Origin of the sequence: Salinimicrobium soli (assembly GCF_048323655.1) — a bacterium.
GTDB lineage: Bacteria > Bacteroidota > Bacteroidia > Flavobacteriales > Flavobacteriaceae > Salinimicrobium > Salinimicrobium soli.
Window position 1 is genome coordinate 654,443 of the sequence record NZ_JBLUWW010000001.1, and the last position, 25,539, is coordinate 679,981.

Consider the following 25,539-nt stretch of genomic DNA (forward strand, 5'->3'; position numbering starts at 1 on the left):
TAAAGAAATCATGAAAAATCACTTCAGATATAGTTTTTTTCTTTTCTTGTTGACCGTTTGTTCTTTTGGACAGACATCCACAGAAAAAACTTTTAAGGGCAAGTCTATTGAGGTTTACACCACTGCAAAAGATACAGATCTTCGTATCTCGAAATCAGCAATGGATACCTTTAGTCCTTCGACACAACCTCTGGAAACCGAAATTTCCATTTTTGTAGAACCGGAAAAGACCTTCCAGACCTTTATGGGTATAGGAGGGGCAATTTCAGATGCCAGTGCTGAGGTTTTTGACCGTCTTCCCAAAGAAAACCAGGAGAAATTACTTGAAGCTTATTATGACCCTGAAAAAGGAATTGGTTACAGCCTTGCCAGAACGCCAATTCACAGCACAGATTTTAGTGTAGAAAGCTATACTTATATTGAAGAGGGAGACAAAGATCTTAAGACTTTTTCAATAGCACACGATAAACAGTTTCGAATTCCATTGATCAAAAAAGCAACCAGGGCTGCAGGAGGAGAATTATTATTATATGTTTCTCCCTGGAGTCCACCGGCGTTCATGAAGTCCAATAACTCTATGTTGAAAGGCGGAAAATTGCTTCCTGAATTTTACCAGTCCTGGGCAAATTATTATGCGAAGTTCATAAAAGCCTACGAAAAGGAAGGCATGCCTATTTGGGGTTTGACCATACAAAACGAACCTATGGCTACCCAAACCTGGGAATCCTGTATTTATACTGCTGAAGAGGAACGTGATTTTTTAAAGAACTACCTCGGGCCTACACTGGAAAGAGAAGGACTGGGAGATAAGAAGATCGTAGTTTGGGATCACAATCGCGATCTTATGGTGAACCGTTCAAATGTCATTTTTGATGATCCTGAAGCTTCTAAATATGCCTGGGGAACCGGTTTTCACTGGTATGAAACCTGGACAGGAGCTGACCCGCTCTATGAAAACGTAAGACGGGTAAACGAAGCATACCCGGATAAGAAACTGATGTTCACAGAAGGTACTGTAGAAAATTTTGATGCTTCCAGATATTACTATTGGCCAAATGCTGAACGCTATGGAGAACAGATGATTAATGATTTTAATAATGGAACGGTGGCCTGGACAGACTGGAACATTTTATTGAATGAGAATGGAGGACCGAATCATGTAGGCAATTTTTGCTTTGCACCTGTTCACGCTGACACCCCAACGGGAACCTTGATTTTCACCCCAACTTACTACTATATTGGACAGTTTTCCAAGTTTATTCGTCCCGAAGCGAAACGGGTGAGTACGGCAGTAAGCCGCAGTGTTCTGTTAAGTACAACTTTCAGGAATACAGATGGGAAAATGGCTACTGTAGTAATGAATAAAACAGACGAAAATATCAAATACAGGTTTAAGGTTAGGGATGCAGAAACTCATATTGAGATTCCGGCGCGTTCTATCCAAACTTTAATCTATTAAGTTTTCCACCCTCAAATTGAGCTCTATTTTGGAACATTAAATGATCTGTTTTAGATTCAAAATAGAGAGGTAAGAAGATGCTTTAAGAGCTTATTAATAGTGAATTCAATTATTATTAATGGCATCAAAAATATGCAACCTTACAAATACCGGTTACACTACAACATTACCTCTACAGAGCTATAAAGGAAACCTTTAAAATGAGGTTTGAAGGGTAATTCGAAATTTGTTAAAGTTTTCTAAAATCGCATAACCAGAGGCTTAAGAAATTAGATGCAAAATGAAGCTATTTAATTTGCGGTGTATAGGTTTTGTTGGGGCGTATTTTATTGAATTCACGATTTCTGAACATAAATTTATGCCTCAATCTGAATAACAAATGCTTACTATACGTAACCTCTATATATTTTTCATTTTCCTTTTTGTCATAAGCCCAATGACGGCTCAAGCGAATTTGGTGGAAATAGAATATGACGATTCAGGGGTGAAAATGGTAGTAGACGGAGACCCAATTATGGTTAATGGGATGAATTGGGATTATTTTCCAATTGGCACCAATTACTCATACAACCTTTGGGAGCAATCTGACCTATTTATTGAATCGGTTCTTGATTATGAAATGGGATTGCTCCAAAACATGGGGGTCAATGCTATTCGGGTTTACACCGGTATCCAGCCAAAATGGATTGAGTACATCTATAAGAATTATGGGATCTTCACCATGCTCAATCATTCTTTTGGTCGTTACGGATTAGAGATCGACGGCCAGTGGATCGCCAAAACCGATTATGGAGATCCTAAAACCCAGGAAATATTGCTTTCTCAGGTCTCTAATCTTGCGAATACGTATAAAGACACTCCCGGACTTTTACTTTTTCTCTTAGGTAACGAAAATAACTACGGCCTTTCCTGGGAAGGAGCTGAAACCGAAGATATCCCTGTTGATACACCTGCTATTGAAGATTCAGCCCGGGATCTTTATAAATTATTCAATCAGGGTGTTTTGGCTATGAAGAAGGTTGACGATCATCATCCTGTTGCCATTTGTAATGGAGACCTCCAATTCCTGGATCTTATAAAAGAAGAGTGCCCGGATATTGACATTTTTGGAGCTAATGTATATCGCGGGATTTCTTTTGATGATGCTTTTAGCCGTGCTGCAGAAGAACTCGAAAAGCCCATGTTGCTAACAGAATTTGGCGCAGACGCATTCAATGCTTTGAAGAAAGAGGTAGATCAGCAATCTCAGGCTTTCTACCTCCTGGGAAACTGGAAAGAGATCTATCAAAATGCAGCAGGAATGGGCAAAGCCGAAAATTCATTGGGAGGATTCACTTTTCAATTTAGCGATGGATGGTGGAAATATGGCCAAACAACCAATTTGTCTGTTCAGGATGACCACGCTTCCTGGTCTAATGGAGGCTATGAGTCAGATTACAAGGAAGGCTTCAATAACATGAATGAAGAATGGTTTGGAATCTGTGCAAAAGGATCCTCTCATCTAAACGAGCATTACCAGCTATATCCAAGGGCGGCTTACTACGTACTTGAAAAAGTACACCAATACGATCCATTTAAGGATTCTGCAACTCTTAAGGATCTGGAAGATCATTTTGATGACATAAATATAATGGGCGCGGTTTTAAGAGCAAGATCAGACAACAATGCCCGGGAATTAGAGAGACTTAAAAAAGAAAATAATTAATAGATGTTGAAGAGTAGGTTTAGAGAAATTTCATGTTCTCAACACTACTCCCGATTAATGAGAATATAATTAAAGAACTGATGAGTAGTAGAGAGATTTTTATTGGCGATTGTAAGGCCAATTTTGGTAAAAAAGATATAGCAGGAGAATTGGTGCAAATTGAAAACGAAAAATACTATAAGATTTCGAACAGTGACGCCATGCGTCCATTCTTCATGAGTATAGTAAGTGATTCCAATCACTGGATGTTTATTTCGAGTAACGGAGGATTAACAGCAGGGCGGCAGAATGCCCAAAGTGCCTTGTTCCCCTATTATACAGATGATAAGATCACCGAATCAGCAGAAATTACAGGAAGCAAAAGTATTTTTTTGGTACAAAGGGAAGATAAAACCTTCTTGTGGGAACCTTTTTCAGACAGATTCAAAGCAAGTTACGTCATCCAAAGAAACCTTTATAAAAATGCCTACGGGAATAAGGTAATTTTTGAAGAGATAAATGAGGATCTGGGATTGACTTTTAGATACCAGTGGAGTTCCAGTGACAAATACGGATTCGTAAAGAGATCCAGGATTATCAATACCTCTTCGAAGCAGGTGGAAGTATCTTTTGTGGATGGTATCCAGAACATTTTGCCTTATGGGGTAGGAAGTGATCTTCAAAACAGTGTTAGTAACCTGGTTGATGCCTATAAAAAGAATGAGCTTGAAGCAGATAGCGGCCTGGGTATTTTTGCCCTTAGCGCCATAATTGTTGATAAAGCTGAACCGAGTGAAGCGCTCAAAGCTACTATTGCCTGGTCATTAGGTTTGGAGAACCCGGTTCATTTAGTGTCCTCTCTTCAGCTTAAAAATTTTAGAGAAGGAAAAGAAATTCAGGAAGAAATAGATGTAAGAGCAGAGAAAGGCGCTTACTTCGTTCAGGACACCCTTTCTTTAGCTGAAAATGCAGAAAAAGAGTGGATAATTGTTGCAGATGTAAATAAGAACCACGCTGCTATCGCAAGCATTGAAAAAGCTATCAAAGAAGATTCCGGTTTATACGAATCTGTAAATACCGATATAGAAGTCGGTACCCAAAATTTGATCGAACTGGTAAATGCATCGGATGGGGTGCAGGCGACAGCCGATACCTTCAAGGATACCAGGCATTTCGCAAATACTCTCTTCAATATTATGCGGGGTGGAATATTTGATAATAATTATCAGATCGAAAAATGGGATTTTAAAGACTACCTCAAAAAAGCAAACCGCGAGGTCTTTAATGCAATCCAGGATCAATTAAATGATCTTCCCGAAGAATTCACTCATTCAGAATTAAAAGAGCTTGCAGAGAGGTCTGACGATAAAGATTTCAAAAGACTGGCTTTTGAATACATGCCGCTTAAGTTTAGTCGGCGTCATGGAGATCCAAGTAGGCCCTGGAACAAATTTTCCATAAATACCCGAAATGAAAATGATGGCTCCAAGATCCTGGATTATGAAGGAAACTGGCGGGATATCTTCCAGAACTGGGAGGTCTTATCACGTTCTTATCCGGCATTCATTGAGAGCATGATCCATAAATTCCTGAATGCTACCACTTTTGATGGCTACAATCCCTACAGAGTCACAAAAGGCGGATTTGACTGGGAAACAATTGAACCGGATAACCCATGGTCGTACATTGGATACTGGGGAGATCACCAAATCATCTATCTCTTAAAGTTCCTGGAATTCATGGAAGAAGTGACTCCGAATAAATTATCGGAATCCTTCAATGAGAATATTTTTGTCTACGCCAACGTGCCATATAAGATCAAGAGCTATGAGGAAATTCTAAAAAATCCTAAGGACACTATCGAATTTGATACAGATCTGGACTTAAAAATTAGGGATAAGCGCAAGGAATTAGGAGCAGATGCAGCCTTATTGACAGACAGGAACAATGAGATCTACAGGGTAAACTTTATTGAAAAAATATTAGCTACCCTTCTTGCTAAGATCTCTAACTTTATTCCTGAAGCCGGAATTTGGTTGAATACTCAAAGACCAGAATGGAATGATGCTAACAATGCCCTTGTTGGGAATGGGGTCTCCATGGTTACTCTCTACTACATAAGACGATTCCTAAGCTTCATGGAAGAGATTCTTAATAAATCTTCTGTAGAGGATACAATGATCTCAGAAGACCTGTTGGTGTTCTTTAATAAAGTGAAATCAACTTTAGAGGACCATAAAAACTTGTTGTCTGGAAATATTTCCGATAAGGAAAGAAAAACAGTACTTGATGGGCTTGCACAAGCTGCAAGTGACTATAGGTCTAAAGTTTATACTGAATCTTTCTCAGGTGAAAAATCAACTGTATCCCTTTCAGATCTAAAAGACTTTGTAACTACAACTTTAGCTTTTGTAGATCACACGATCAAAGCCAACAAGAGAGAAGATGAGCTTTACCACGCTTACAATTTGATGACTCTTGAGAACGAAGAAGAAATTTCCATTTCTTACTTGGCCGAGATGTTGGAAGGGCAGGTTGCAGTACTAAGTTCCGGTTATTTAAATTCTGAAGAAGGTCTGAAAGTTTTAAATAGCTTAAAGAACAGCAAACTCTTCCGTAAGGATCAGTACAGTTATATTCTGTATCCGAACAAACAATTAGCTCGTTTTACAGTTAAAAACACCATTCCCGAATCTGCAGTAGAAAATTCAGAATTAATGCAAAAATTAATTCAGGATGGCAATACTCAGATCGTCCAAAAAGATGTGAATGGAGAAACTCATTTCAATGGTAGTTTTAATAATAAAAGAAGCCTGGAGGAGGCATTAGATAAGCTGGCAGAAGAACAGTATAGCGAACTGATAGAAAAAGAAAGGTCTCTTCTTTTAAAAGCTTTTGAACAGGTCTTCAATCATAAAGCATTTACTGGTAGATCTGGAACTTTCTATGGTTATGAAGGTTTAGGTTCTATTTACTGGCATATGGTTTCAAAGTTATTACTGGCCGTTCAGGAAACCTGTATTAGAGCTATAAATGAAGACGCAAGCCCAGAGATCGTAGGTGGCCTGTTAGAGCATTACTATGAAATCAATGAAGGTATTGGCGTTCATAAAGATCCTAAGCTTTACGGAGCATTTCCAACAGATCCTTACTCTCACACTCCTGCAGGAAAAGGTGCGCAGCAACCGGGAATGACGGGACAGGTGAAGGAGGATATCCTGAGCAGATTTGGAGAACTGGGAGTTTTTGTGAAGAACGGTCAATTGTACTTCCACCCAGGTTTATTGAAAAAAGATGAGTTCTTAACCGAAGCGGAAACATTTGTTTATGAAACCGTGACTTCAGAGAGCAAAGAAATTAATCTGGAGAAAGGTTCGCTTTGCTACACTATTTGCCAGGTGCCGGTAGTATACAAGAAATCCGATAAAGAGGGAATCGAGATTCAATTTACTGACGGTTCATCTGACCGATTGGATTCATTGACACTTGATTCTAATACCAGTAACATGATCTTCAAAAGAACCGGTGAAGTAGACCACCTCACGGTTTTTTTAATGGAAAAGAAACTTAGATAAGATGAAAATTAGTAAGCCCCTCAATCTTTTCGCTTCCCTGGTTTTAGTTTCTGTTTTGATCGCCGGATGTAAGAACCAGGAAAGCAATGATAATAGTAAGAAAACAGAAGTTAGGAAAGAAGTGAACGCAGAAGACATTTTAGGAAATCCGGAGTATTTAGCCATTTCATATGGTGGATATCGCAAGATTACCAGGGATTCTCAGCCCACAATTAAAGAGCTGAAGAACGATATGAAGATCCTTGAAGCTCTGGGGGTTAAACTACTTCGCACCTATAATGTTCAGCTTCAACAGGCACCCAATTTATTGAAAGCAATCAGCCAACTGAAGGAGGAGGATCCATCATTTGAGATGTATGTAATGTTGGGGGCCTGGATAGACTGTGAGAATGCCTGGACGGGTAAAACTCCAAATCATGAGAAGGAAAGTGAGGCTAATGCGGGGGAAATTGAAAGAGCTATCGCATTAGCTAAGCAATATCCCGATATCGTTAAAGTTATAGCAGTGGGAAATGAGGCTATGGTGAAATGGGCAGCCAGCTATTATGTGCAGCCGGAGGTCATCTTGAAGTGGGTAACATATTTACAAGATAAAAAGGCTGCCGGCGAATTACCTGAAAAGCTATGGATCACAAGTTCTGATGATTTTGCTTCCTGGGGAGGCGGTGACCCAATGTATCATACTGAAGATCTAAATAAACTGTATCATGCAGTTGATTATGTGTCCATGCACACCTATCCTTTCCATAATTCCCATTACAATCCAGAATTCTGGCAGGTTCCGGAGGAGGATGCGAGTTTGAATGATATGCAGAAGGTAGATGCTGCTATGGAGCGAGCCTTAAACTTTGCCAGAAAGCAGTACGACAGCGTTTCAAATTACATGAAAAGTATTGGAGTAAATAAACCCATTCACATAGGTGAAACCGGATGGGCTACTACTTCTACAAGTTTCTACGGACCCCGGGGATCTAAAGCTGCGGATGAATATAAGCAGGCAAAATATTATTGGTTGGTAAGAGATTGGACCAATGAAAACAATATCTCTTGCTTTTATTTTGAGGCCTTTAATGAACGCTGGAAAGATGCCAGTAATCCAAAAGGATCAGAAAATCATTTCGGACTGTTCACTATAGACGGTGAGGCAAAATTTGCTTTATGGGATCTTGTTGATGAAGGCATATTTAATGGGCTCACAAGAAATGGAGACCCAATCTCAAAAACATACAATGGCAATAAAGAATTACTAATGGAAAATGTGCTGGTGCCGCCAGCTAAATCTGGTAAAAACAACTAAATAAGAATGACTTGTTCTAACTCTTTCAAATATGAAAACATACAACCCCCTTTTATACGTACTACTTTTAATGGCGATAATGAGCTGTAATGATAAAAATAATGCCTTAGAAGTAACCATCTTTGAGACTTCTGCAAACGGGAATAAATTAAAAGAAATAGAACCCGCTGTAAAAGCAGAAAATGCCTCAAGCATCAAGATCTTACCCGAAGAAGAATTTCAAACAATTACCGGTTTTGGAGGTTCTTTTACGGAATCGTCAGCATATCTGCTTAATCAGGTAAGTAAAGAAAACAGAGACAAGGTCATTGAGGCTTATTTTGGAGAAAGCGGTGCAAAATATTCGCTTACACGTACTCATATGAACTCCTGCGATTTTTCGCTTGGCCATTACTCATATGCTCCGGTAGCAGATGACATGGATCTGGAGCATTTCTCCATACAAGAAGATAAAGATGATATTATTCCAATGATCAAAGATGCCATGGCGGTATCTCAGGACGGATTTAAAATAATCTCCTCACCCTGGACAGCTCCAATCTGGATGAAAGATAACAAAGAATGGGAAGGCGGAAAGCTACTGTCGAAATATAATGATACCTGGGCATTATTCTTTTCTAAATATATAGATGCTTATAAAGAAGAAGGAATCGACATCTGGGGTTTTACGGTGGAAAATGAACCTTTAGGAAATGATAATAATTGGGAAAGCATGCTTTTTTCTCCTGAGGAGATGACCAATTTTGTTCAGAATCACTTAGGTCCCAAGTTAGAGGCAGATAACCATGATGTAAAGATCCTGGGTTATGACCAGAACCGTGAGGTATTAGATAAATGGGTAGATGTAATGTATCGTGATGAGGCTTCCTCTAAGTATTTCTCAGGTGTGGCAGTGCATTGGTATGCCAGCACTTTTGATTATTTCCCTGAGGCATTACAATATGCTCATAACAAGGCGCCCAACAAACACATAATTCAATCTGAAGCTTGTGTAGATGCAGAGGTGCCCAAATGGAATGATGACAAATGGTACTGGAGCAAAGAAGCTACCGATTGGGGATATACCTGGGCACCAGACGACCAGAAACATTTACATCCCAAATATGCTCCGGTAAATAGATATGCTCGTGATATTATTGGATGTCTTAACAACTGGGTAGACGGATGGGTAGACTGGAATATGGTGCTTGATACCCAAGGAGGACCTAACTGGGCAGAAAACTGGTGCGTAGCCCCTGTAATTGTTGACCCGGCTAAGGATGAGGTTTATTTTACCCCTATTTATTACACCTTGTCCCATTTTAGTAAATATATTAGACCTGAAGCCAAGCGAATTGGAATTGAAGTGTCCGACAAAGAATTAATGGCAACAGCTGCAAAGAATGTTGATGGTTCCATAGCTGTTGTAATTTTTAATGAAGGACCCGAAGAAAAGTTCATTAACCTGGCTCTGGAAGGGCGGGAAGTGTCTATCAAAATTGACGGACAGGCTATACAAACGGTCCTAATAGGGGCAACCCAATCTTAAAACAAAGAATTTTGAATAACTCCAAATCTAAAAACTAATGGCGCATATAAAAACCCCCGCAAAGGATATTGTACCTACCGGACAAAAAATGGCCTTTGGTGCGGGACATTTAGTTCTCAATCTCCTCCCCGGAGCCCTCGGCTTCTTCATGTTCTTCTTGCTTACTGCCTTTGGAATGGATCCTTTCCTGGCAGGACTGCTAGGGGGCCTTCCCAGGATATTTGATGCGCTTACTGATCCCATTATGGGATTTATTTCAGATAACACCAAGTCCAGATGGGGACGTAGAAGACCTTATATATTTGTAGGTGCTATACTAAGTGGAATTTTATTCATTGTTCTTTGGCAATTAGATCCGGAGAATAGTCAATTATTCAACTTCTGGTATTTCCTGATATTTTCAATGATATTCATGATTGGGAATACCATGTTTGCCACTCCTTTGGTGGGTCTGGGATATGAAATGTCCTCAGATTATAATGAGCGTACCCGTATCATGGCATTTGGGCAAACGATGGGGCAGGTGGCATGGATGATTGTGCCGTGGTTTTGGGTGATCATAGCTGACCCTAATGTTTTTGTTTCTCAGGCAGTCGGGGTGCGGCAATTATCTATAATAGTAGGAGTTATCTGTATGGTGTTAGGTATTTTACCCGCCATATTTTGTAAAGGAATTGACTCTTCTCATATGGAGAACAGAAAGAAAATTTCTTTTAAAACCATGTTTTCAAACCTTAAAGATCTATTTAAAGGAATTAAACAGGTTTCAAAGAACAAACCCTTCTTGAAGCTTTGTGGTGCAACCTTCCTTGTTTTTAACGGTTTCCAAATCGTTGCAGCTTTTAGTGTCTACATAATAGTATTTTATATGTTTAATGGAAGCTACGGGGCAGCAGGAACCTGGCCCGCCTGGTTCTCCAGTATAACAGCTGTAATTACGGCATTTGTGGTGATACCAATTGTAACGGCCATTTCTAATAAATGGGGTAAGCGGGAAGCGTTTATAATCTCTACCTTTCTTTCCATTATTGGATATATATTAAAATGGTGGGGCTTTGATGTAACCTTAAACGCACGATTTAATAATACAGAGTTAGGACAAACTCTTACCAGCGGGGTCGCCTATATTTTCGACTTCTTAAATCCATACCTGGAGGCTGCGGGAATGTCCTGGTTCACTATAGATTCCACTCAGGGTATTCCCTGGTTAATGTTCATTCCAATCCCTCTGATTGCTTTTGGACTTGGTGGTTTATTTACCCTTATGATGAGTATGACTGCAGATGTTTGTGACCTGGATGAATTGGAGAACGGAATGCCTCGAAAGGAAGGAACTTTTGGAGCCATTTACTGGTGGATGGTAAAATTAGGACAGGCCATCGCCTTAGTGTTAGGAGGACTTGTACTTAAAACTGTAGGTTTTATTTCTGACGCTCCTACTCAGACTGCCGAAACAATGTTCAAATTAAGGGTAGCCGATATTGCTATCCCGGCTGTCACGGCTGCTCTGGCGGTATGGATAATGTGGACATACAGTCTGAACGAGAAAAGAGCCCGCCAGATCAAAGTTGAACTGGTTGAACGAAGAGGAGAAATTTAATACTAAACTTTAAAATTTTTACAGATGTCATATAGGAAGGGCCATCATTTTTCCCTAAAAGATTTAAAGTTTAAAAAGTATGTTGGTGTAGATTTTACTGAAATGTCTACTGAAGATCTGCGCGACCTGTGGAGAGATACTCTTAAAAATGGCATTCATGGCCTCTGCTTCAGCATGTATGAGGACAATCAAAAGCCCGGTGAAACTATTTCAGAACTGCAGGTTCGAAAAAGGATCCAGATCATTAAGCCCTATATCAAATGGGTACGCTCTTTTTCATGTATTGAAGGAAATGAGCATATCCCCAGGATCGCCCATAATAATGGCTTAAAAACACTTGTTGGGGCCTGGTTAGGGGATGACCTGGAGAAAAATGAGACGGAAATTGAGAACCTTATTGCTCTGGCAAAAGAGGGAGTGGTAGATATTGCAGCAGTAGGAAATGAGGTGCTATATAGAAAAGAATTAACTGAAGAGCAGTTATTAGAATACATACATCGTGTAAAGGAAGCTATCCCGGGAATTCCAGTGGGATATGTTGATGCGTATTATGAGTTTACAGACCATCCAGAAATTGCTGATGCCTGTGATGTCATTCTTTCCAATTGTTATCCTTATTGGGAAGGATGTGATATAGAGAATTCTCTCAATCATATGAGGCAGATGTATCATCATGCCAGGGATGCAGGAAAAGGCAAAAGAGTTATAATTACCGAAACCGGATGGCCCAGTGGGGGTGGAAGTCTTAGGGGGGCACACGCCTCTCCGGAAAACGCCATGAAGTATTTTATCAACTCCCAGGTATGGGCCGATGATCAAAATGTTGAGATCTTCTATTTTTCATCCTTTGATGAAGGCTGGAAAACCGGAACAGAAGGTGATGTGGGAGCTTACTGGGGATTATGGGACAAGAATGGCAATCTGAAATTCTAAGACAGAACTCCGGTCTGCCAAAAAAGACTTGAAAAATTTATGGATTATACAAAAGCACTAAATATAGAGCCCGGATCTGCTATTTGCTATTCCGGTTACAGAAAAGGACAGAGGCCGGGAGTGGCCTATCCCTCCTATGAACAGGTTAGAGAAGATCTACTTATTCTTAAAGGGCATTGGAAATATATCAGGTTGTATGATTGCGGACCTCATTCAGAAACCGTTTTAAAGGTTATAAAAAAGGAGAAACTGGATCTTAGGGTAATGTTGGGAGCTTACATCGAGGCTGAAATGAATAATTTTGGTTGTCCCTGGGGTGGCACCTATCCGGAAGAAGTATTGCAAGAGAATAAGATCAAAAATCTGAAGAAGATCGAGAAACTGATTGGATTTGCAAAGCAGTTTCCGGAAATCATCTTTTCACTAGCTGTAGGCAATGAAGCTTGTGTAGACTGGACCGATCATTATGTTCCTGTAGAGAGTGTAATAGAATATGTGAAGTTAGTAAAATCAGAGGCTAAGCAGCCTGTTACCTTTTGTGAAAACTATGTGCCCTGGCTTCATAAGCTTGAACCATTGGTGGCCGAGATAGATTTTATTTCAATACATACCTATCCGGTGTGGGAATACCAGAATATTCTAAATGCCCTGGAATATACTAAGAGCAACTATTATTCGGTGGCACATAAATATCCGGATAAAGCGGTCATAATCACTGAGGCGGGCTGGGCTACCAATTCCAATGGCAGAGGGATTGATCCGGGAAATGTGAATGAAGACTTACAGGACATTTATTACAACGAACTTGTTAATTGGAGTAAAGAGGCTAATATACTCACCTTCGTATTTGAGGCTTTTGACGAGCCCTGGAAAGGTTCGCCAGATCCTAAGGAACCTGAAAAACATTGGGGGTTATTTAAAGAGGACCGTAAGCCGAAACTCGTGATGCAAAAAATTCTTGAAACAAATCAGGCTGTATAGCTGTAATACTAAGCTTATGTGTTAGATATTAATTAAAACCTTTTGAGAAATCAGGAGGTTTTTATGTTCCTAAGTTTATGGATTCTTGTATAATTTTGAATGAACCGCATTGGTAGGGCGCGGGAGATCCTGAGCAAGGAGAAAGGACGCAGTATAATTTAAGCAATGCCAAAAAGGGGAATTTCGAGCTGACTTTTAAAGTACGATCTGGAGAAGCAATAATTGAGATCAACGCTAATAAATATCCGGCCATTGAAATTCCATCTACTTCTGGTCAATGGGAAGAGATATCAATAAAAAATGTATCTTTTCAAAAAGGCGAAAACTCAATAAAATTCCTTTTAGAACATGGTAGTTTTCAGCTGGAAAAAATAGTATTTAACCGTCAAAAATAAATTCTTATGAAATTCTTTCAGGTAATGCTTCTTTTCATGGTTCTGCTTCTTGCAGGATGTTCGGGAAATGATGAGAACAGGTCACAGGCTTACCTGTGGACAACAACCCTTGATCAAAAATCCCTTCTTAAGCAAGACACCTTGGAAATAACAGATGCCGAAGGATCTTTAGGAGCCGTTATAGAAGTGGACACTTCCATAACTTATCAGGAGATTGACGGGTTTGGCTATACTCTTACCGGGGGTAGTGCTTTACATATTCACAAAATGAGTGATCCTGCCCGATCCTCCCTTTTACAGGAATTATTTGGTACCGGAGACAAAGATATGGGGGTAAGTTACCTCCGTCTCAGCGTAGGGGCTTCAGATCTTGATGAGGCTCCCTTTAGCTATAATGATCTTCCTGAAGGTGAAACTGATATGGAGCTAGAGAAATTCAGCCTTGCAAATGACACCCTTCATCTAATACCAGTATTAAAAGAGATCCTTTCAATTGCGCCTAATATTAAGCTCATGGGTTCTCCCTGGTCTCCCCCGGCATGGATGAAAGATAACCGGGATACCCGTGGTGGGAGTCTTATGGAGGAGTATTATCCGGTTTATGCCAGTTACCTGGTAAAGTATATTCAGGCCATGGCAGATCATGGGATAGAGATAGATGCGATCACTGTGCAGAATGAACCTCTACATCCAGGAAATAACCCGAGTCTACTCATGCTTGCTAAAGATCAAGCCGAATTTATAAAGAATCACCTTGGTCCCGCTTTCAAGGAAAATAATATAGACACTAAAATTGTCATTTATGATCACAATGCTGACCGGCCAGATTACCCAATAAGCATTTTGGATGATCCTGAAGCAGCACAGTATATAGATGGCTCTGCCTTTCACTTGTATGGCGGAGAAATTGGTGCCCTTTCTGAAGTTCATGAAGCCCATCCCGATAAGCACGTTTACTTTACCGAACAATGGGTGGGTGCCCCGGGAAATTTTGCGCAGGAAATGAGTTGGCACACCGAAAATCTTATCATAGGAGCCACCAGGAACTGGAGCAGAACTGTACTGGAATGGAATCTCGCAGCCGATGAAAATCAAGAACCCCATACAGATAGAGGAGGGTGTGACAGGTGCTTAGGCGCTCTCACCATAACAGGAGATGAGGTCACTCGTGAACCTGCATACTATATTATTGCCCAGGCTTCGAAATTTGTCAGGCCGGGATCGATCCGGGTCAAAACCAATGTGCCGAAGGATCTTCCAAATGTGGCCTTTAGAACACCCGATGGAAGAACTGCTGTAATTGTGCAGAACAAAGCAGGGGAGGAACAAAATATTACTGTTAGATTTGAAGATCAACAAATCGTCTTTCAACTCTCTGCAGGAGCAGTTGGGACCTTAATATTTTGATTCTATGAAAAAGAGCAGCATTGCAATGGGACTGGGAGTTTTATTAGCTACAAGCTGTGGTATAAGTGCGCAGGAAAAAATAGTGTCGATGAAAAAAGATGAGATTTCGACCAGAGTTGATGAGATTTTGGCAAAAATGACCCTGGAGGAAAAAGTAGGCCAAATGACACAGGTCACCTTGGACGTCATTGCAAAAGGTAAAGATCGAATGTCAAGTTATGAACCCTTGTCTTTAGATAGGGACCTGGTAAAACGGGCTGTTTCTCAATACCATATTGGGTCCGTTCTCAACGCCGCTAATAATCGTGCTCTTCCTAAAGAAAAGTGGTATGAGGTGGTCAAAGAGATCCAGGATATCAACAAAGAGGAGACCAGGCTGGGTATTCCAATTATTTACGGTCTGGATATGATCCATGGCGCAACCTATACCGCAGGAGCTACAATGTTCCCTCAACAAATAGGGCAGGCGGCAAGCAGAAATCCTGAGTTGGTAAGACGGGCAGCAGAGATCACCGCATACGAGACGCGTGCCAGCGGAATTCCCTGGAACTTCTCTCCTGTTCTTGATCTTGGTATGGATCCCCGTTTTTCCCGGCAATGGGAATCTTTTGGGGAAGACCCCTACTTAACTTCTGTATTGGGAGTTGAGATGATCAACGGGTATGAAGGAGAGAATAATGATATTGGTGATCCTGAACATATAGCTTCTACTTTAAAGCACTTTTTAGGATATCATGCGGTAACCTCGGGGAAAGACAGAACTCCGTCCTACATACCTGAGGCTCCGCTTAGAGAGTATCATCTACCGCCTTTTAAAGCCGCAGTAGATGCCGGGGCTCACACTATAATGATTAATTCGGGGATTATTAATGGCATTCCTGTACATGCCAATTACGATCTGCTTACCTCCTTGCTCAAAGAAGAGTTGGGTTTTGAAGGACTGGTAGTCACAGATTGGGTCGATATTGAAAACCTGCATCGCCGGGACCGTGTGGCTTCAAGTCACAGGGAAGCTGTAAAGATGGCTATTAATGCAGGAATCGATATGTCCATGGTTCCTTACAAATATGAAAGATTCTTTGATAACCTGGTAGATCTTGTAAAAGCCGGTGAGGTAAAGCAGTCCAGGATAGATGATGCGGTGAGAAGGATCCTGAAAGTGAAACTGGCCCTTAATTTATTTGAAACGCCTGTGACCCATTACAGCAACTATCCAAAATTCGGAAGTAAAGAATTTGAACAGGCTTCCTATGATATGGCTGCGGAATCTATCACGCTTTTGAAGAATGAGAACAATATCCTTCCTCTGGAGAAAAATGTAAAGGTCCTGGTGACAGGTCCTAACGCTAATTCCATGCGTACTCTAAATGGAGCCTGGACCTATTCATGGCAAGGTGAGAAAACCCCGGAGTTTGCCGAGTCATATAACACTATTCTGGAAGCAATACAGAACGAAATTGGGGAGGAAAATGTAACTTATGTTCCCGGAGTAGCCTATGTGGATGGCGGTAAATATTACGAAGAGGAAAAATTAGATTTTGAGAAGGCTGTTTCTGAAGCAAAAAAAGTTGATTACGTGATTCTCGCTCTTGGAGAAAATTCATATACCGAAAAGCCCGGAGATCTTAATGACCTGTACCTTTCTGACCATCAAACAGAATTGGCTATAGAACTTACCAAAACCGGAACGCCGGTAATCCTTGTCCTGAACGAAGGACGCCCGCGAATTATCAGTAAGTTTGAAAATGAAATGAAAGGAATTCTACAGGCTTACCTTCCCGGAAACTTCGGCGGAGATGCTTTGGCTGATATTATATTTGGAGATGTGAATCCATCAGGAAAACTTCCCTATACCTACCCTCGTTACCCCAATGATCTGGTCCCATACATTCATAAGCCTTCCGAAGAGCAGGAAAAGGCTGAAGGAGTGTATGATTATGAAAGCCATTATAACCCACAATTCCTATTTGGAGATGGGTTAAGTTATACCACTTTTGGGTATTCAGATCTCGAACTGGATAAGAAAACGATCGGGACAGATGGTAATATTTCTGTAAAGGTCAAGGTTACCAATACAGGGAAGAGAGCAGGAAAAGAAGTTGTGGAATTATATTCTTCAGATCTTTACGCCAGTCAGATGACACCTGATGTAAAAAGATTGAGAAGATTTGAGAAGATCTCTCTCGAGCCCGGAGAGACAAAAACTGTTACTTTTCAACTGGGCGCTAAGGATCTGGCCTACTTTACCCCAAAAGGAGAATCTCTGGTAGAGCCGGGAGAATTCACGCTGATGATAGAGAACTTAAAAGAAACGTTCACAATAACCGAATAAAGGTTATTTAAAAAATTCAATTATTGGAACAATAAGATATGAAAAAACGATTATTACTTCTGGCATGCCTTTTTCCGGCTTTTACGAGCTTTTCCCAAGAAATCAAAAGTTCAGTAGAGAATGTGGAATCAAAAGTAGATTCTGTTCTTGCTTTAATGACTCTTGAAGAGAAAGTAGGACAGCTGGTGCAATATAACGGGAGCTGGGACCTTACCGGTCCGGCTTCAGAAGGTGGAAATAAAGAAAAAGAAGAGAAGCTCAGAAAGGGCCTCGTTGGTTCCATGCTAAATGTCCTTTCTGTTGAAGCCACCACAGAAGCTCAAAAATTGGTCATGGAAAATTCCCGGCTTAAGATCCCGTTGATGTTCGGATATGACGTGATTCACGGATATAAAACAATATTTCCGGTGCCACTGGCTGAAACAGCAAGCTGGGACATGGAAGCTGCGGAAAGATCTGCAGAAATTGCTGCGATGGAATCTGCAGCTGAAGGTGTAAACTGGACCTTTTCCCCTATGATTGATGTTTCCCGGGATGCCCGTTGGGGAAGGATCATGGAAGGTTCTGGGGAAGATCCATTTCTTACCTCGAAAGTGGCTGTAGCCAAAGTAAAAGGATATCAGGGTGAGGATCTTTCAGACCCCAAAACCATTGCAGCTACAGCTAAGCATTTTGCAGGTTATGGTTTCGCGGAAGCCGGCCGTGAATACAACACCGTCCACGTGGGTGAAAACGAACTTCACAACACCATTTTACCACCATTTAAAGCTGCAGCAGCTGCCGGAGTGGCGACCGTCATGAATTCATTTAATGACCTGGATGGTACTCCCGCGACTGCAAGTAAAATGCTTCAAAGGGAAATTCTAAAAGGGAAGTGGGACTTCCAGGGATTTGTAATAACAGATTGGGGAACCATTAGTGAGTTAGTTTCACATGGACTTGCCCGGGATAAAAAGCATGCCTCAGAAATTGCCATAAAAGCAGGAAGTGACATGGATATGGAGGGAAGGGCTTATGAGATAGCTCTTGAAGAACTTGTTAAGGAAGGTAAAGTTGAAGAGGCTCTTATAGATGATGCTGTGCGACGCGTGCTGCGGGTGAAGTTCAAAATGGGCCTTTTTGAAGATCCTTACAGATACTCAGATCCCATTGCAAAGAAGCAACTGGATTATGAGCAACACCTCAAAGAGGCAAGAGATATCGCTAAAAAATCTATTGTTCTTTTGAAGAATGAAAAGGCATTACTTCCTATTAAACCTTCAGTGAAGAAAATTGCTGTGATCGGCCCATTGGGTGATGATAAGGACAGCCCGATCGGAAACTGGCGAGCACAGGGAGAATCCAATTCTGCAGTATCACTTTTGGAAGGTGTTAAGAACGCGGTGGGGAAAGATGTTAAAGTCACTTATGCTAAAGGTGCAGAACTTGGAATAGGGGAAAGAAGTTTTATGAAACCCTTGAAAATAAATAATACTGATAAATCCGGTTTTGACGAGGCAATTAAAAAGGCGAAAGATGCAGACCTGGTGATCATGGCGCTTGGAGAAGACGCCTACCAGACCGGGGAAGGCAGAAGCCGGGCCAATATCGACCTTCCGGGGGTACAGCAGGATTTGCTTGAAGCAATTTATAAAGTAAATAAGAACGTTGTTCTGGTTCTGTTCAACGGGAGACCGCTGGAAATCACCTGGGCTTCAGAAAATGTTCCCGCTGTAGTAGAAGCCTGGTTATTGGGATCTGAAAGTGGAAATGCAATTGCAGATGTACTTTTGGGAAAGTATAATCCTTCCGGGAAATTACCAGTGTCCTTTCCGCGTGCAGTGGGACAGGAGCCGCTTTATTACAATCAAAAAAACACTGGAAGGCCTACAAATCCTGTTGAGGTTACCTATTCTGGTTATAACGATGTAAAGAAAGATGCATTGTATCCTTTTGGATTCGGTTTGAGCTATACGACCTTTGAATACGGGGATCTGGAACTCTCTTCTCAAGAAATGGATGTAAACGGGGAAATAGTGGCAAGCATTAACCTGACTAACACAGGAAAAGTTGCCGGAAAAGAAGTCGTTCAGTTATATTTGAGAGATCCGGTGGCCAGTACCACCCGCCCGGTTAAAGAACTTAAAGCTTTTCAACTGGTTGAAGTGCAACCGGGAGAGACGAAAAAAGTATCTTTCAATATTACAAATGAAATGCTCGAATTCTATAATGCAGATAAGCAATGGACTTCTGAAGAGGGAACGTTCAGGATTATGGTTGGAGGCAACTCAAAAGATCTCAAAAAGGCTGAATTCAATTTAAATAAATAAATGTTGGATCAAAGCAGGTTGAGAATATTCAAAATTGTACTGTTGGGGTTGCTATGTTTCAATGTCAACGCACAGGTAGTCTTTGAAGATAATTTCAATGGGGACCGGTTAAATATGGATCACTGGAATTATGAAGAAGGAGATGGTTGTCCCGGGAATTGTGGTTGGGGAAATAACGAGCTGCAGATCTACAACCGTGACTATGTTGAGGTTAAAGATGGAAATCTGGTGATCACTGCAGTCAGGAAAGCAGATAAATATTTCTCCGGAAAGATCAGTTCCAAAGATAAAGTTGAAGTTAAGTACGGTGAGATCGAGGTAAGGGCGAAGCTGGCTACAGGAAAAGGGCTTTGGCCGGCGGTTTGGATGCTGGGTCATGACATAAATGAAGTGGGATGGCCGGCTTCTGGAGAGATAGACATTTTGGAGTATGTGGGAAAGGAACCCCAGAGGGTATTTACTTCCCTTCACACTCCTGCCAGCCACGGTCAGACCATTAACACCAAAAAGGTTTTTATTAAAGATATAGAAGAAGGTTTTCATATCTACAAAACAGTATGGACCAAAGATTATATTGAATTTTTTATCGATGGAAACTCGGTATACAAGTTTGTGCCTGAAGAATATGATAATACTCATTATCCTTTCAGAAAACCTTTTTATTTCCTTGTAAATATGGCTGTAGGAGGTAATTTTGGAGGCCCGGATGTGGATGGATCCATTTTCCCTAAAAAATTCTACGTCGATTATATTAAAGTAACAGAACTAAAATAACCCTGGCTATTTAAGCCCCTAATGAAATTCCATGAAAAATAAATCTTACCTCTATTTAATAACTGCCGTGTCGGCCCTCGGCGGATTGCTTTTTGGATACGATACCGGTGTTATCAACGGATCCCAGTATTATTTTAGTCAATATTTTGACCTTGATGCCGGAATGAAAGGCTGGGTAGTTGGAAGTGCCCTGATTGGATGTTTCCTGGGAGCTATCATTGCCGGACCCATGAGTAAAGGCATTGGGAGAAAGAATTCATTGATCGTTTCAGCTATTCTTTTTTCTGTTTCAGCCTGGGGATCAGGTCTTCCTTCGTTTTTACCTCAGGAGGTTTTCTTACTGGTGATCTTCAGGATCATTGGAGGACTGGGAATAGGGATAGCGTCAATGAATGCTCCTACCTATATTGCTGAAATTGCACCGGCCAAAATCCGCGGGACCCTCGTAACCTATTACCAGCTAGCTATTGTAATTGGTTTCTTTGTAGTGTTCCTTGCTACTTATTTCATTGGAAATTCCGCTACCCCGGCTGAAAACATCGAACACGGCTGGAGACTAATGTTATGGTCTGAGCTTATACCGAGTACCTTATTCCTCATTTTGTTGTTCTTTGTTCCTAAGAGTCCGCGCTGGCTTGCCTTGCGTGGGTTAAATTCACAGGCTCTCACCGTGCTTAAACGCATTCACGGTGATGAGATAGCACAGATTGAGATCGCAGAGATCGAAAAATCCATTAAAAAAGAAGAATCCAAAGTGAAGCTCAGCGTCTTCGCCAAAGGAGTTTTCTCCATCATCGTGATTGGAACTGTATTATCAATGCTTCAGCAGTTCACAGGAATCAATGCCGTACTTTATTACGGGGCTGACATTTTTGAGCAGGCTCTCGGCTTTGGGCAGGAAGATGTTCTGCAACAGCAGGTATTGCTGGCTGCAGTGAACCTGATCTTCACCTTTGTCGCCATGGCTACTGTGGATAAATTCGGGAGAAAACCGCTTATTTATATAGGTTCTGTGGGAATGATCACGGGCTTTGTTCTTCTTGGTGTTACGTTGATGACCGAATCTGTCGGAATACTTTCTCTTATTGGAGTACTAATGTTCATTGCTTCTTTTGCAATGTCCATGGGTCCTGTGGTGTGGGTAGTACTTTCTGAAATGTTCCCGAATGCCATTCGAAGTATAGCTATGTCGATCGCGGTGGCTGCGCAGTGGGCCGCTAATTACCTTGTGACCCAAACTTTTCCAATGGTCGCAGAAAGTGAAATTAACAACAATGAATTCTGGAATGGGTCTCTACCCTATTTCATTTTTGCAGGTTTTATCCTGCTCATAATCCTGTTCACCATTAAATTTATTCCTGAAACTAAAGGAAAATCCCTGGAAGAATTGGAAGATATGTGGGATATTCCGGAAGAGGCCAAAGAAATTGCGACTAATACCTGATAACTTTTTGTAGACTTTTCTAAAGCACACGAAATACTAGGGGCGAAAAATGATATTTTTGGCCCCTATTTTTGTTTTCCTTAATTTCCCATAATTCATGAAAAAGTTATTTTTCCTTCTCGTTGTACTATCCCTGCCAATGCAGGCACAGGATCTATCCGAATTAAAACACAGGGACACCCTGTTTTTCGATGATTTTTCAAGTGCTGACCTTAACCGGGAAAACTGGAATGTGGTCGTGACAGGATATACGGTAAATAAGGAGCAACAGGCGTATGTAGATTCAACTGCCACCATTTTCACCATTTCGGGGGAAGAGTCTAATGGAGCAAATAATGGAGCTTTGGTTTTAAAGGGACTCTACAGCCCCGACTTTACCACTCCTGAAGGCAAAAAATTTGATTTTATTTCCGGAAGGATCAACACTAAAAAGAAGGTGATGTTCACCTACAACACTGCCGCGGCTCGAATGAAATTACCAGCCGGCTCCGGATTTTGGCCGGCCTTTTGGGCCCTTGGCGACGGGAAATGGCCGGATATTGGGGAGATCGATATAATGGAATACGTGGGAGAAACTGACTGGATCGGAGTTGCCCTTCACGGACCGAAATACTCGGGGGAAACTCCGCTGGTGAACAAGTATTTCTTTCCCGAAGGTGAAGATGTAACGGACTGGCATGTGTATTCCGTTGAATGGACGCCGGAAGAATTGAACTTCAGGGTGGACGACAGGCTCATCTACAGGGTCACCAGGCCTATGGTAGAACATTATGGGGAATGGGCCTTTGATAATCCTAAATTCCTCATCCTGAACCTGGCGTTGGGAGGAGTGTATCCTTTAAAGACCAATGGTGTAAAAGAACCTTATTTAGGAATTCCTGAATCTACCGTGCAGCTTATAAAAGATGGTAAAGCAGAAGTTTTGATCGATTGGGTGTTGATCACCAATTAAAGAGAAACGAAGATTTAGAAATCCTTGAAAACATGTGCGACCCCGTCGGGGTCGAATTATCTTCTGAATTGATGTTTCTAAAAAGATTTCATCCCGTCGGGATGAAACAAGGAAACAGAACTCCCGACTTTCTTTTTAAGACCTGCAAGGTCTTTTTCGACCTTGTAGGTGTGTTATTATTTTTATTCTACATTTTCTTCTTTAGACCTACAAGGTTCTGTAAACCTTGCAGCTCTTGAGTCTTTCTGAATCCAAAGGGTTGAAATATTCTTAGAATAATTGGATAAATAGCCGTGATTTGAAAACATGTGCGACCCCGTCGGGGTCGAATTATCTTCTGAATTGGTTTTCTAAAAAGATTTCATCCCGTCGGGATGAAACAAGGTAACAGAACTCCCGACTTTCTTTTTTAAGACCTGCAAGGTCTTTTTTGACCTTGTAGGTCTGTTATTATTTTTATTCTACCACTTCCTTCTTTACACCTACAAGGTTTTTGTAAACCTTGCAGGTTAGGTCAGAAATTATTCTGAACCCGAAGGGTTCAAATATTCCTAGAATAATTAGGACAAAATCCCACGACCCCGAAGGGGTCGAATCTTTATCAATTCAGATTTCGTTTTTGGATAAAGAACCGCTTCAGGAGTTCTCCTGCTTCCTCCCCTAAAACACCCATTTTGACCTTTGTTTTTGGATGTAGTTTTCCACCCATTTTTCGGTATCCTCTTTCAGGATCTTCAGCAGCGAAAACCAGATTGGAGAGCTGACTCCAATAAAGAGCCCCTGCGCACATTTGGCAGGGTTCCAGAGTAACGTACATGGTACAGTCGATGAGGTATTTTCCACCAAGGGAATTTGCGGCAGCAGTAATTGCCTGCATCTCGGCATGGGCTGTCACGTCGTTCAACATTTCGGTAAGATTATGCCCCCGGGCAATGATCTGCTGATTGGCTACCACCACCACGCCCACGGGAATTTCCCCTTTCTCAAAAGCCAGCTCTGCTTCCGCGAGGGCTTTCTTCATGAAATAGCTGTCGTCAAATACTAATTGCATATTCAAAAATACGATTTCAAAATGTACCTTTGCCTTTTATGGCTCAAAGTATTCTCAACAACATTGATTCCCCGGCCGACCTGAGGCGTCTTAGCGCAGAAGAACTGCCCGCTCTGGCAGCAGAACTGCGTCGGTTCATCATTGATATTATAGCTACTAAAGAAGGCCATCTTGGAGCCAGTCTTGGAGTGGTGGAATTAACGATCGCCCTGCATTACATTTTTAATACTCCCGAAGATCTTTTGGTATGGGATGTAGGCCACCAGGCTTACGGTCACAAGATCCTCACCGGCAGAAGGGGAATTTTCCATACTAACCGACAGCTGAATGGTCTGAGCGGCTTTCCGAAGAGATCTGAGAGCATTTTTGACACTTTTGGCACCGGACATTCATCTACAGCCATTTCGGCCGCTCTGGGGATGGCTTTAGCCTCAAATCTAAAAGGAGAAACTGAAAGGCAGCATATAGCTGTGGTGGGTGATGCTTCTATTGCCAGCGGAATGGCCTTTGAAGGCCTGAACCATGCCGGGGTGACTGATGCGAATCTATTGATCGTTCTTAACGACAATGCCATTGGGATCGATCCCAGTGTTGGTGCCTTAAAAAATTACCTCACCAAAGCAAAGGTTGGACACAAACCCGCGCAGGATAATATTATTGAGGCCCTTAATTTTCAATACTTCGGTCCGGTAGACGGACATGATCTGGAGAGTCTGCTGCAAACTTTTGAAAAACTGAAAGAGATAAAAGGCCCTAAATTCCTGCATGTGATCACCCGGAAGGGGAAGGGTTTAAAAAAAGCCGAAGAAGACCAGGTAAAATATCACGCTCCGGGAAAATTTGAACCGGCTACGGGGGAATTACTTCCGTATGACACCAAAGGCCTTTCACTAAAATTTCAGGATGTCTTTGGACTGACTCTGGTTGAACTGGCTGAAAAAAATGATAAGATCATTGGGATCACACCTGCCATGCCTACAGGCAGTTCTCTTAAGTACATGATGGAAGCCTTTCCAAAGAGGGCTTTTGACGTGGGGATCGCCGAACAGCATGCAGTGACTTTGGCTGCGGGAATGGCTACGCAGGGGTTCACCGTCTATTGTGCTATTTACAGCACCTTTTTGCAACGCGCTTATGACCAGGTGATCCACGATGTGGCGCTGCAGGATCTTCCTGTGATATTTTGCCTGGATCGTGCCGGTCTTGTAGGAGAAGATGGTGCCACGCATCACGGTGTTTTCGACCTGTCATATTTGAGATGCATCCCGAATCTTATTATTTTCGCTCCTCTTGATGAAGTGGAGCTTCGCAATATCCTGTATACTTCTCAAAAAGGGGATCTGCAGCATCCTTTAGCTATTAGGTATCCCCGCGGAAGAGGTTTCCGGCAAGAGTGGAAGTTGCCATTTGAATCCATTATCTTCGGAAAAGGACGCTGTCTCAAAGAAGGTTCAGAAGTAGCTGTACTGAGTATTGGGGCGATAGGAGAGAATGTTACAAGAGCACTTGAAGATCTTGCCGAAGCTGAAAAAGTTGCCCATTATGATATGCGATTCGTAAAGCCACTTGACGAAGACCTGTTGCACGAGATCTTTAAAAAATTCACCCGAATTGTGACTATTGAGGATGGATGTGTAGCCGGCGGATTTGGTTCAGCGGTATTAGAATTTGCTCAAAAAAATTCTTTTGACGCTAAAATTGAGCTGCTGGGAATCCCCGATCACTTTATGGAACACGGAAAAGTGACTGAATTACAAGAAATTGCCGGAATAGACGTTCAATCTATACGGAAGCACCTAAACAAAATCCTGGAATAAT

16 protein-coding genes are annotated in these 25,539 nt (G+C 41.5%); 15 read left to right on the plus strand and 1 reads right to left on the minus strand.

The window, feature by feature from the left end; translation table 11 throughout:
* Positions 1-10: 10 nt before the first annotated feature.
* The 14 genes from ACNORC_RS03085 (at position 11) to ACNORC_RS03150 (ending at position 22,670) form a co-directional block, all read left to right on the plus strand.
* Entirely contained in the window at positions 11-1,459 is a 1,449-nt protein-coding gene (locus ACNORC_RS03085) for a glycoside hydrolase family 30 protein (RefSeq protein WP_418334121.1), read from the plus strand.
* 379 nt (positions 1,460-1,838) lie between these two features.
* The gene (locus ACNORC_RS03090; RefSeq protein WP_418334122.1) at positions 1,839-3,164 is read left to right on the plus strand and encodes a glycoside hydrolase family 2 TIM barrel-domain containing protein; all 1,326 of its coding nucleotides are present in this window, start codon (positions 1,839-1,841) and stop codon (positions 3,162-3,164) included.
* 80 nt (positions 3,165-3,244) lie between these two features.
* Complete coding sequence (locus ACNORC_RS03095) at positions 3,245-6,718, plus strand: 1,3-beta-D-glucan phosphorylase, GH149 family (protein ID WP_418334123.1); 3,474 nt, start codon at positions 3,245-3,247, stop codon at positions 6,716-6,718.
* Between the two features lies 1 nt (position 6,719).
* Entirely contained in the window at positions 6,720-8,015 is a 1,296-nt protein-coding gene (locus ACNORC_RS03100; protein ID WP_418334124.1) for a glycosyl hydrolase family 17 protein, read from the plus strand.
* A gap of 31 nt (positions 8,016-8,046) precedes the next feature.
* Positions 8,047-9,543 (plus strand): glycoside hydrolase family 30 protein, encoded by a 1,497-nt coding sequence (locus tag ACNORC_RS03105; RefSeq protein ID WP_418334125.1) that lies wholly within the window; start codon positions 8,047-8,049, stop codon positions 9,541-9,543.
* A 37-nt stretch (positions 9,544-9,580) separates the two neighbouring features.
* A complete protein-coding gene (locus ACNORC_RS03110) occupies positions 9,581-11,143 on the plus strand; it encodes an MFS transporter (RefSeq protein ID WP_418334126.1) in 1,563 nt (520 codons plus the stop codon).
* A gap of 24 nt (positions 11,144-11,167) precedes the next feature.
* Positions 11,168-12,076, plus strand: a complete 909-nt coding sequence (locus tag ACNORC_RS03115; protein ID WP_418334127.1) for a glycoside hydrolase family 17 protein — start codon at positions 11,168-11,170, stop codon at positions 12,074-12,076.
* Positions 12,077-12,115: 39 nt separating this feature from the next.
* The gene (locus ACNORC_RS03120; RefSeq protein ID WP_418334128.1) at positions 12,116-13,057 is read left to right on the plus strand and encodes a glycosyl hydrolase family 17 protein; all 942 of its coding nucleotides are present in this window, start codon (positions 12,116-12,118) and stop codon (positions 13,055-13,057) included.
* Between the two features lie 401 nt (positions 13,058-13,458).
* Complete coding sequence (locus ACNORC_RS03125) at positions 13,459-14,859, plus strand: glycoside hydrolase family 30 protein (RefSeq protein WP_418334129.1); 1,401 nt, start codon at positions 13,459-13,461, stop codon at positions 14,857-14,859.
* A 4-nt stretch (positions 14,860-14,863) separates the two neighbouring features.
* Entirely contained in the window at positions 14,864-17,191 is a 2,328-nt protein-coding gene (locus tag ACNORC_RS03130; protein WP_418334130.1) for a glycoside hydrolase family 3 N-terminal domain-containing protein, read from the plus strand.
* Between the two features lie 38 nt (positions 17,192-17,229).
* Positions 17,230-19,500 (plus strand): beta-glucosidase BglX, encoded by a 2,271-nt coding sequence (gene bglX, locus ACNORC_RS03135; protein ID WP_418334131.1) that lies wholly within the window; start codon positions 17,230-17,232, stop codon positions 19,498-19,500.
* A complete protein-coding gene (locus ACNORC_RS03140) occupies positions 19,501-20,274 on the plus strand; it encodes a glycoside hydrolase family 16 protein (protein WP_418334132.1) in 774 nt (257 codons plus the stop codon).
* Positions 20,275-20,305: 31 nt separating this feature from the next.
* Positions 20,306-21,718: a sugar porter family MFS transporter gene (locus ACNORC_RS03145; RefSeq protein WP_418334133.1), complete on the plus strand. Its 1,413-nt coding sequence runs from the start codon at positions 20,306-20,308 to the stop codon at positions 21,716-21,718.
* 97 nt (positions 21,719-21,815) lie between these two features.
* On the plus strand, positions 21,816-22,670 hold the full coding sequence (locus ACNORC_RS03150) for a glycoside hydrolase family 16 protein (protein ID WP_418334134.1): 855 nt from the start codon (positions 21,816-21,818) through the stop codon (positions 22,668-22,670).
* A gap of 601 nt (positions 22,671-23,271) precedes the next feature.
* Here the strand turns inward: ACNORC_RS03150 and ACNORC_RS03155 are convergent.
* Positions 23,272-23,721: a nucleoside deaminase gene (locus ACNORC_RS03155; RefSeq protein WP_418334135.1), complete on the minus strand. Its 450-nt coding sequence runs from the start codon at positions 23,719-23,721 to the stop codon at positions 23,272-23,274.
* A gap of 38 nt (positions 23,722-23,759) precedes the next feature.
* Here ACNORC_RS03155 and dxs point away from each other — a divergent pair, with 38 nt between their 5' ends.
* On the plus strand, positions 23,760-25,538 hold the full coding sequence (gene dxs, locus ACNORC_RS03160) for a 1-deoxy-D-xylulose-5-phosphate synthase (RefSeq protein WP_418334136.1): 1,779 nt from the start codon (positions 23,760-23,762) through the stop codon (positions 25,536-25,538).
* Position 25,539 lies beyond the last annotated feature (1 nt).

Excerpts from the sequence above, each read along its gene's own strand:
- ACNORC_RS03085 (WP_418334121.1), top strand. The coding sequence starts at position 11 with ATGAAAAATCACTTCAGATATAGTTTTTTTCTTTTCTTGTTGACCGTT.
- ACNORC_RS03090 (WP_418334122.1), top strand. The coding sequence starts at position 1,839 with ATGCTTACTATACGTAACCTCTATATATTTTTCATTTTCCTTTTTGTC.
- ACNORC_RS03095 (WP_418334123.1), top strand. The coding sequence starts at position 3,245 with ATGAGTAGTAGAGAGATTTTTATTGGCGATTGTAAGGCCAATTTTGGT.
- ACNORC_RS03100 (WP_418334124.1), top strand. The coding sequence starts at position 6,720 with ATGAAAATTAGTAAGCCCCTCAATCTTTTCGCTTCCCTGGTTTTAGTT.
- ACNORC_RS03105 (WP_418334125.1), top strand. The coding sequence starts at position 8,047 with ATGAAAACATACAACCCCCTTTTATACGTACTACTTTTAATGGCGATA.
- ACNORC_RS03110 (WP_418334126.1), top strand. The coding sequence starts at position 9,581 with ATGGCGCATATAAAAACCCCCGCAAAGGATATTGTACCTACCGGACAA.
- ACNORC_RS03115 (WP_418334127.1), top strand. The coding sequence starts at position 11,168 with ATGTCATATAGGAAGGGCCATCATTTTTCCCTAAAAGATTTAAAGTTT.
- ACNORC_RS03120 (WP_418334128.1), top strand. The coding sequence starts at position 12,116 with ATGGATTATACAAAAGCACTAAATATAGAGCCCGGATCTGCTATTTGC.
- ACNORC_RS03125 (WP_418334129.1), top strand. The coding sequence starts at position 13,459 with ATGAAATTCTTTCAGGTAATGCTTCTTTTCATGGTTCTGCTTCTTGCA.
- ACNORC_RS03130 (WP_418334130.1), top strand. The coding sequence starts at position 14,864 with ATGAAAAAGAGCAGCATTGCAATGGGACTGGGAGTTTTATTAGCTACA.
- bglX (WP_418334131.1), top strand. The coding sequence starts at position 17,230 with ATGAAAAAACGATTATTACTTCTGGCATGCCTTTTTCCGGCTTTTACG.
- ACNORC_RS03140 (WP_418334132.1), top strand. The coding sequence starts at position 19,501 with ATGTTGGATCAAAGCAGGTTGAGAATATTCAAAATTGTACTGTTGGGG.
- ACNORC_RS03145 (WP_418334133.1), top strand. The coding sequence starts at position 20,306 with ATGAAAAATAAATCTTACCTCTATTTAATAACTGCCGTGTCGGCCCTC.
- ACNORC_RS03150 (WP_418334134.1), top strand. The coding sequence starts at position 21,816 with ATGAAAAAGTTATTTTTCCTTCTCGTTGTACTATCCCTGCCAATGCAG.
- ACNORC_RS03155 (WP_418334135.1), bottom strand. The coding sequence starts at position 23,721 with ATGCAATTAGTATTTGACGACAGCTATTTCATGAAGAAAGCCCTCGCG.
- dxs (WP_418334136.1), top strand. The coding sequence starts at position 23,760 with ATGGCTCAAAGTATTCTCAACAACATTGATTCCCCGGCCGACCTGAGG.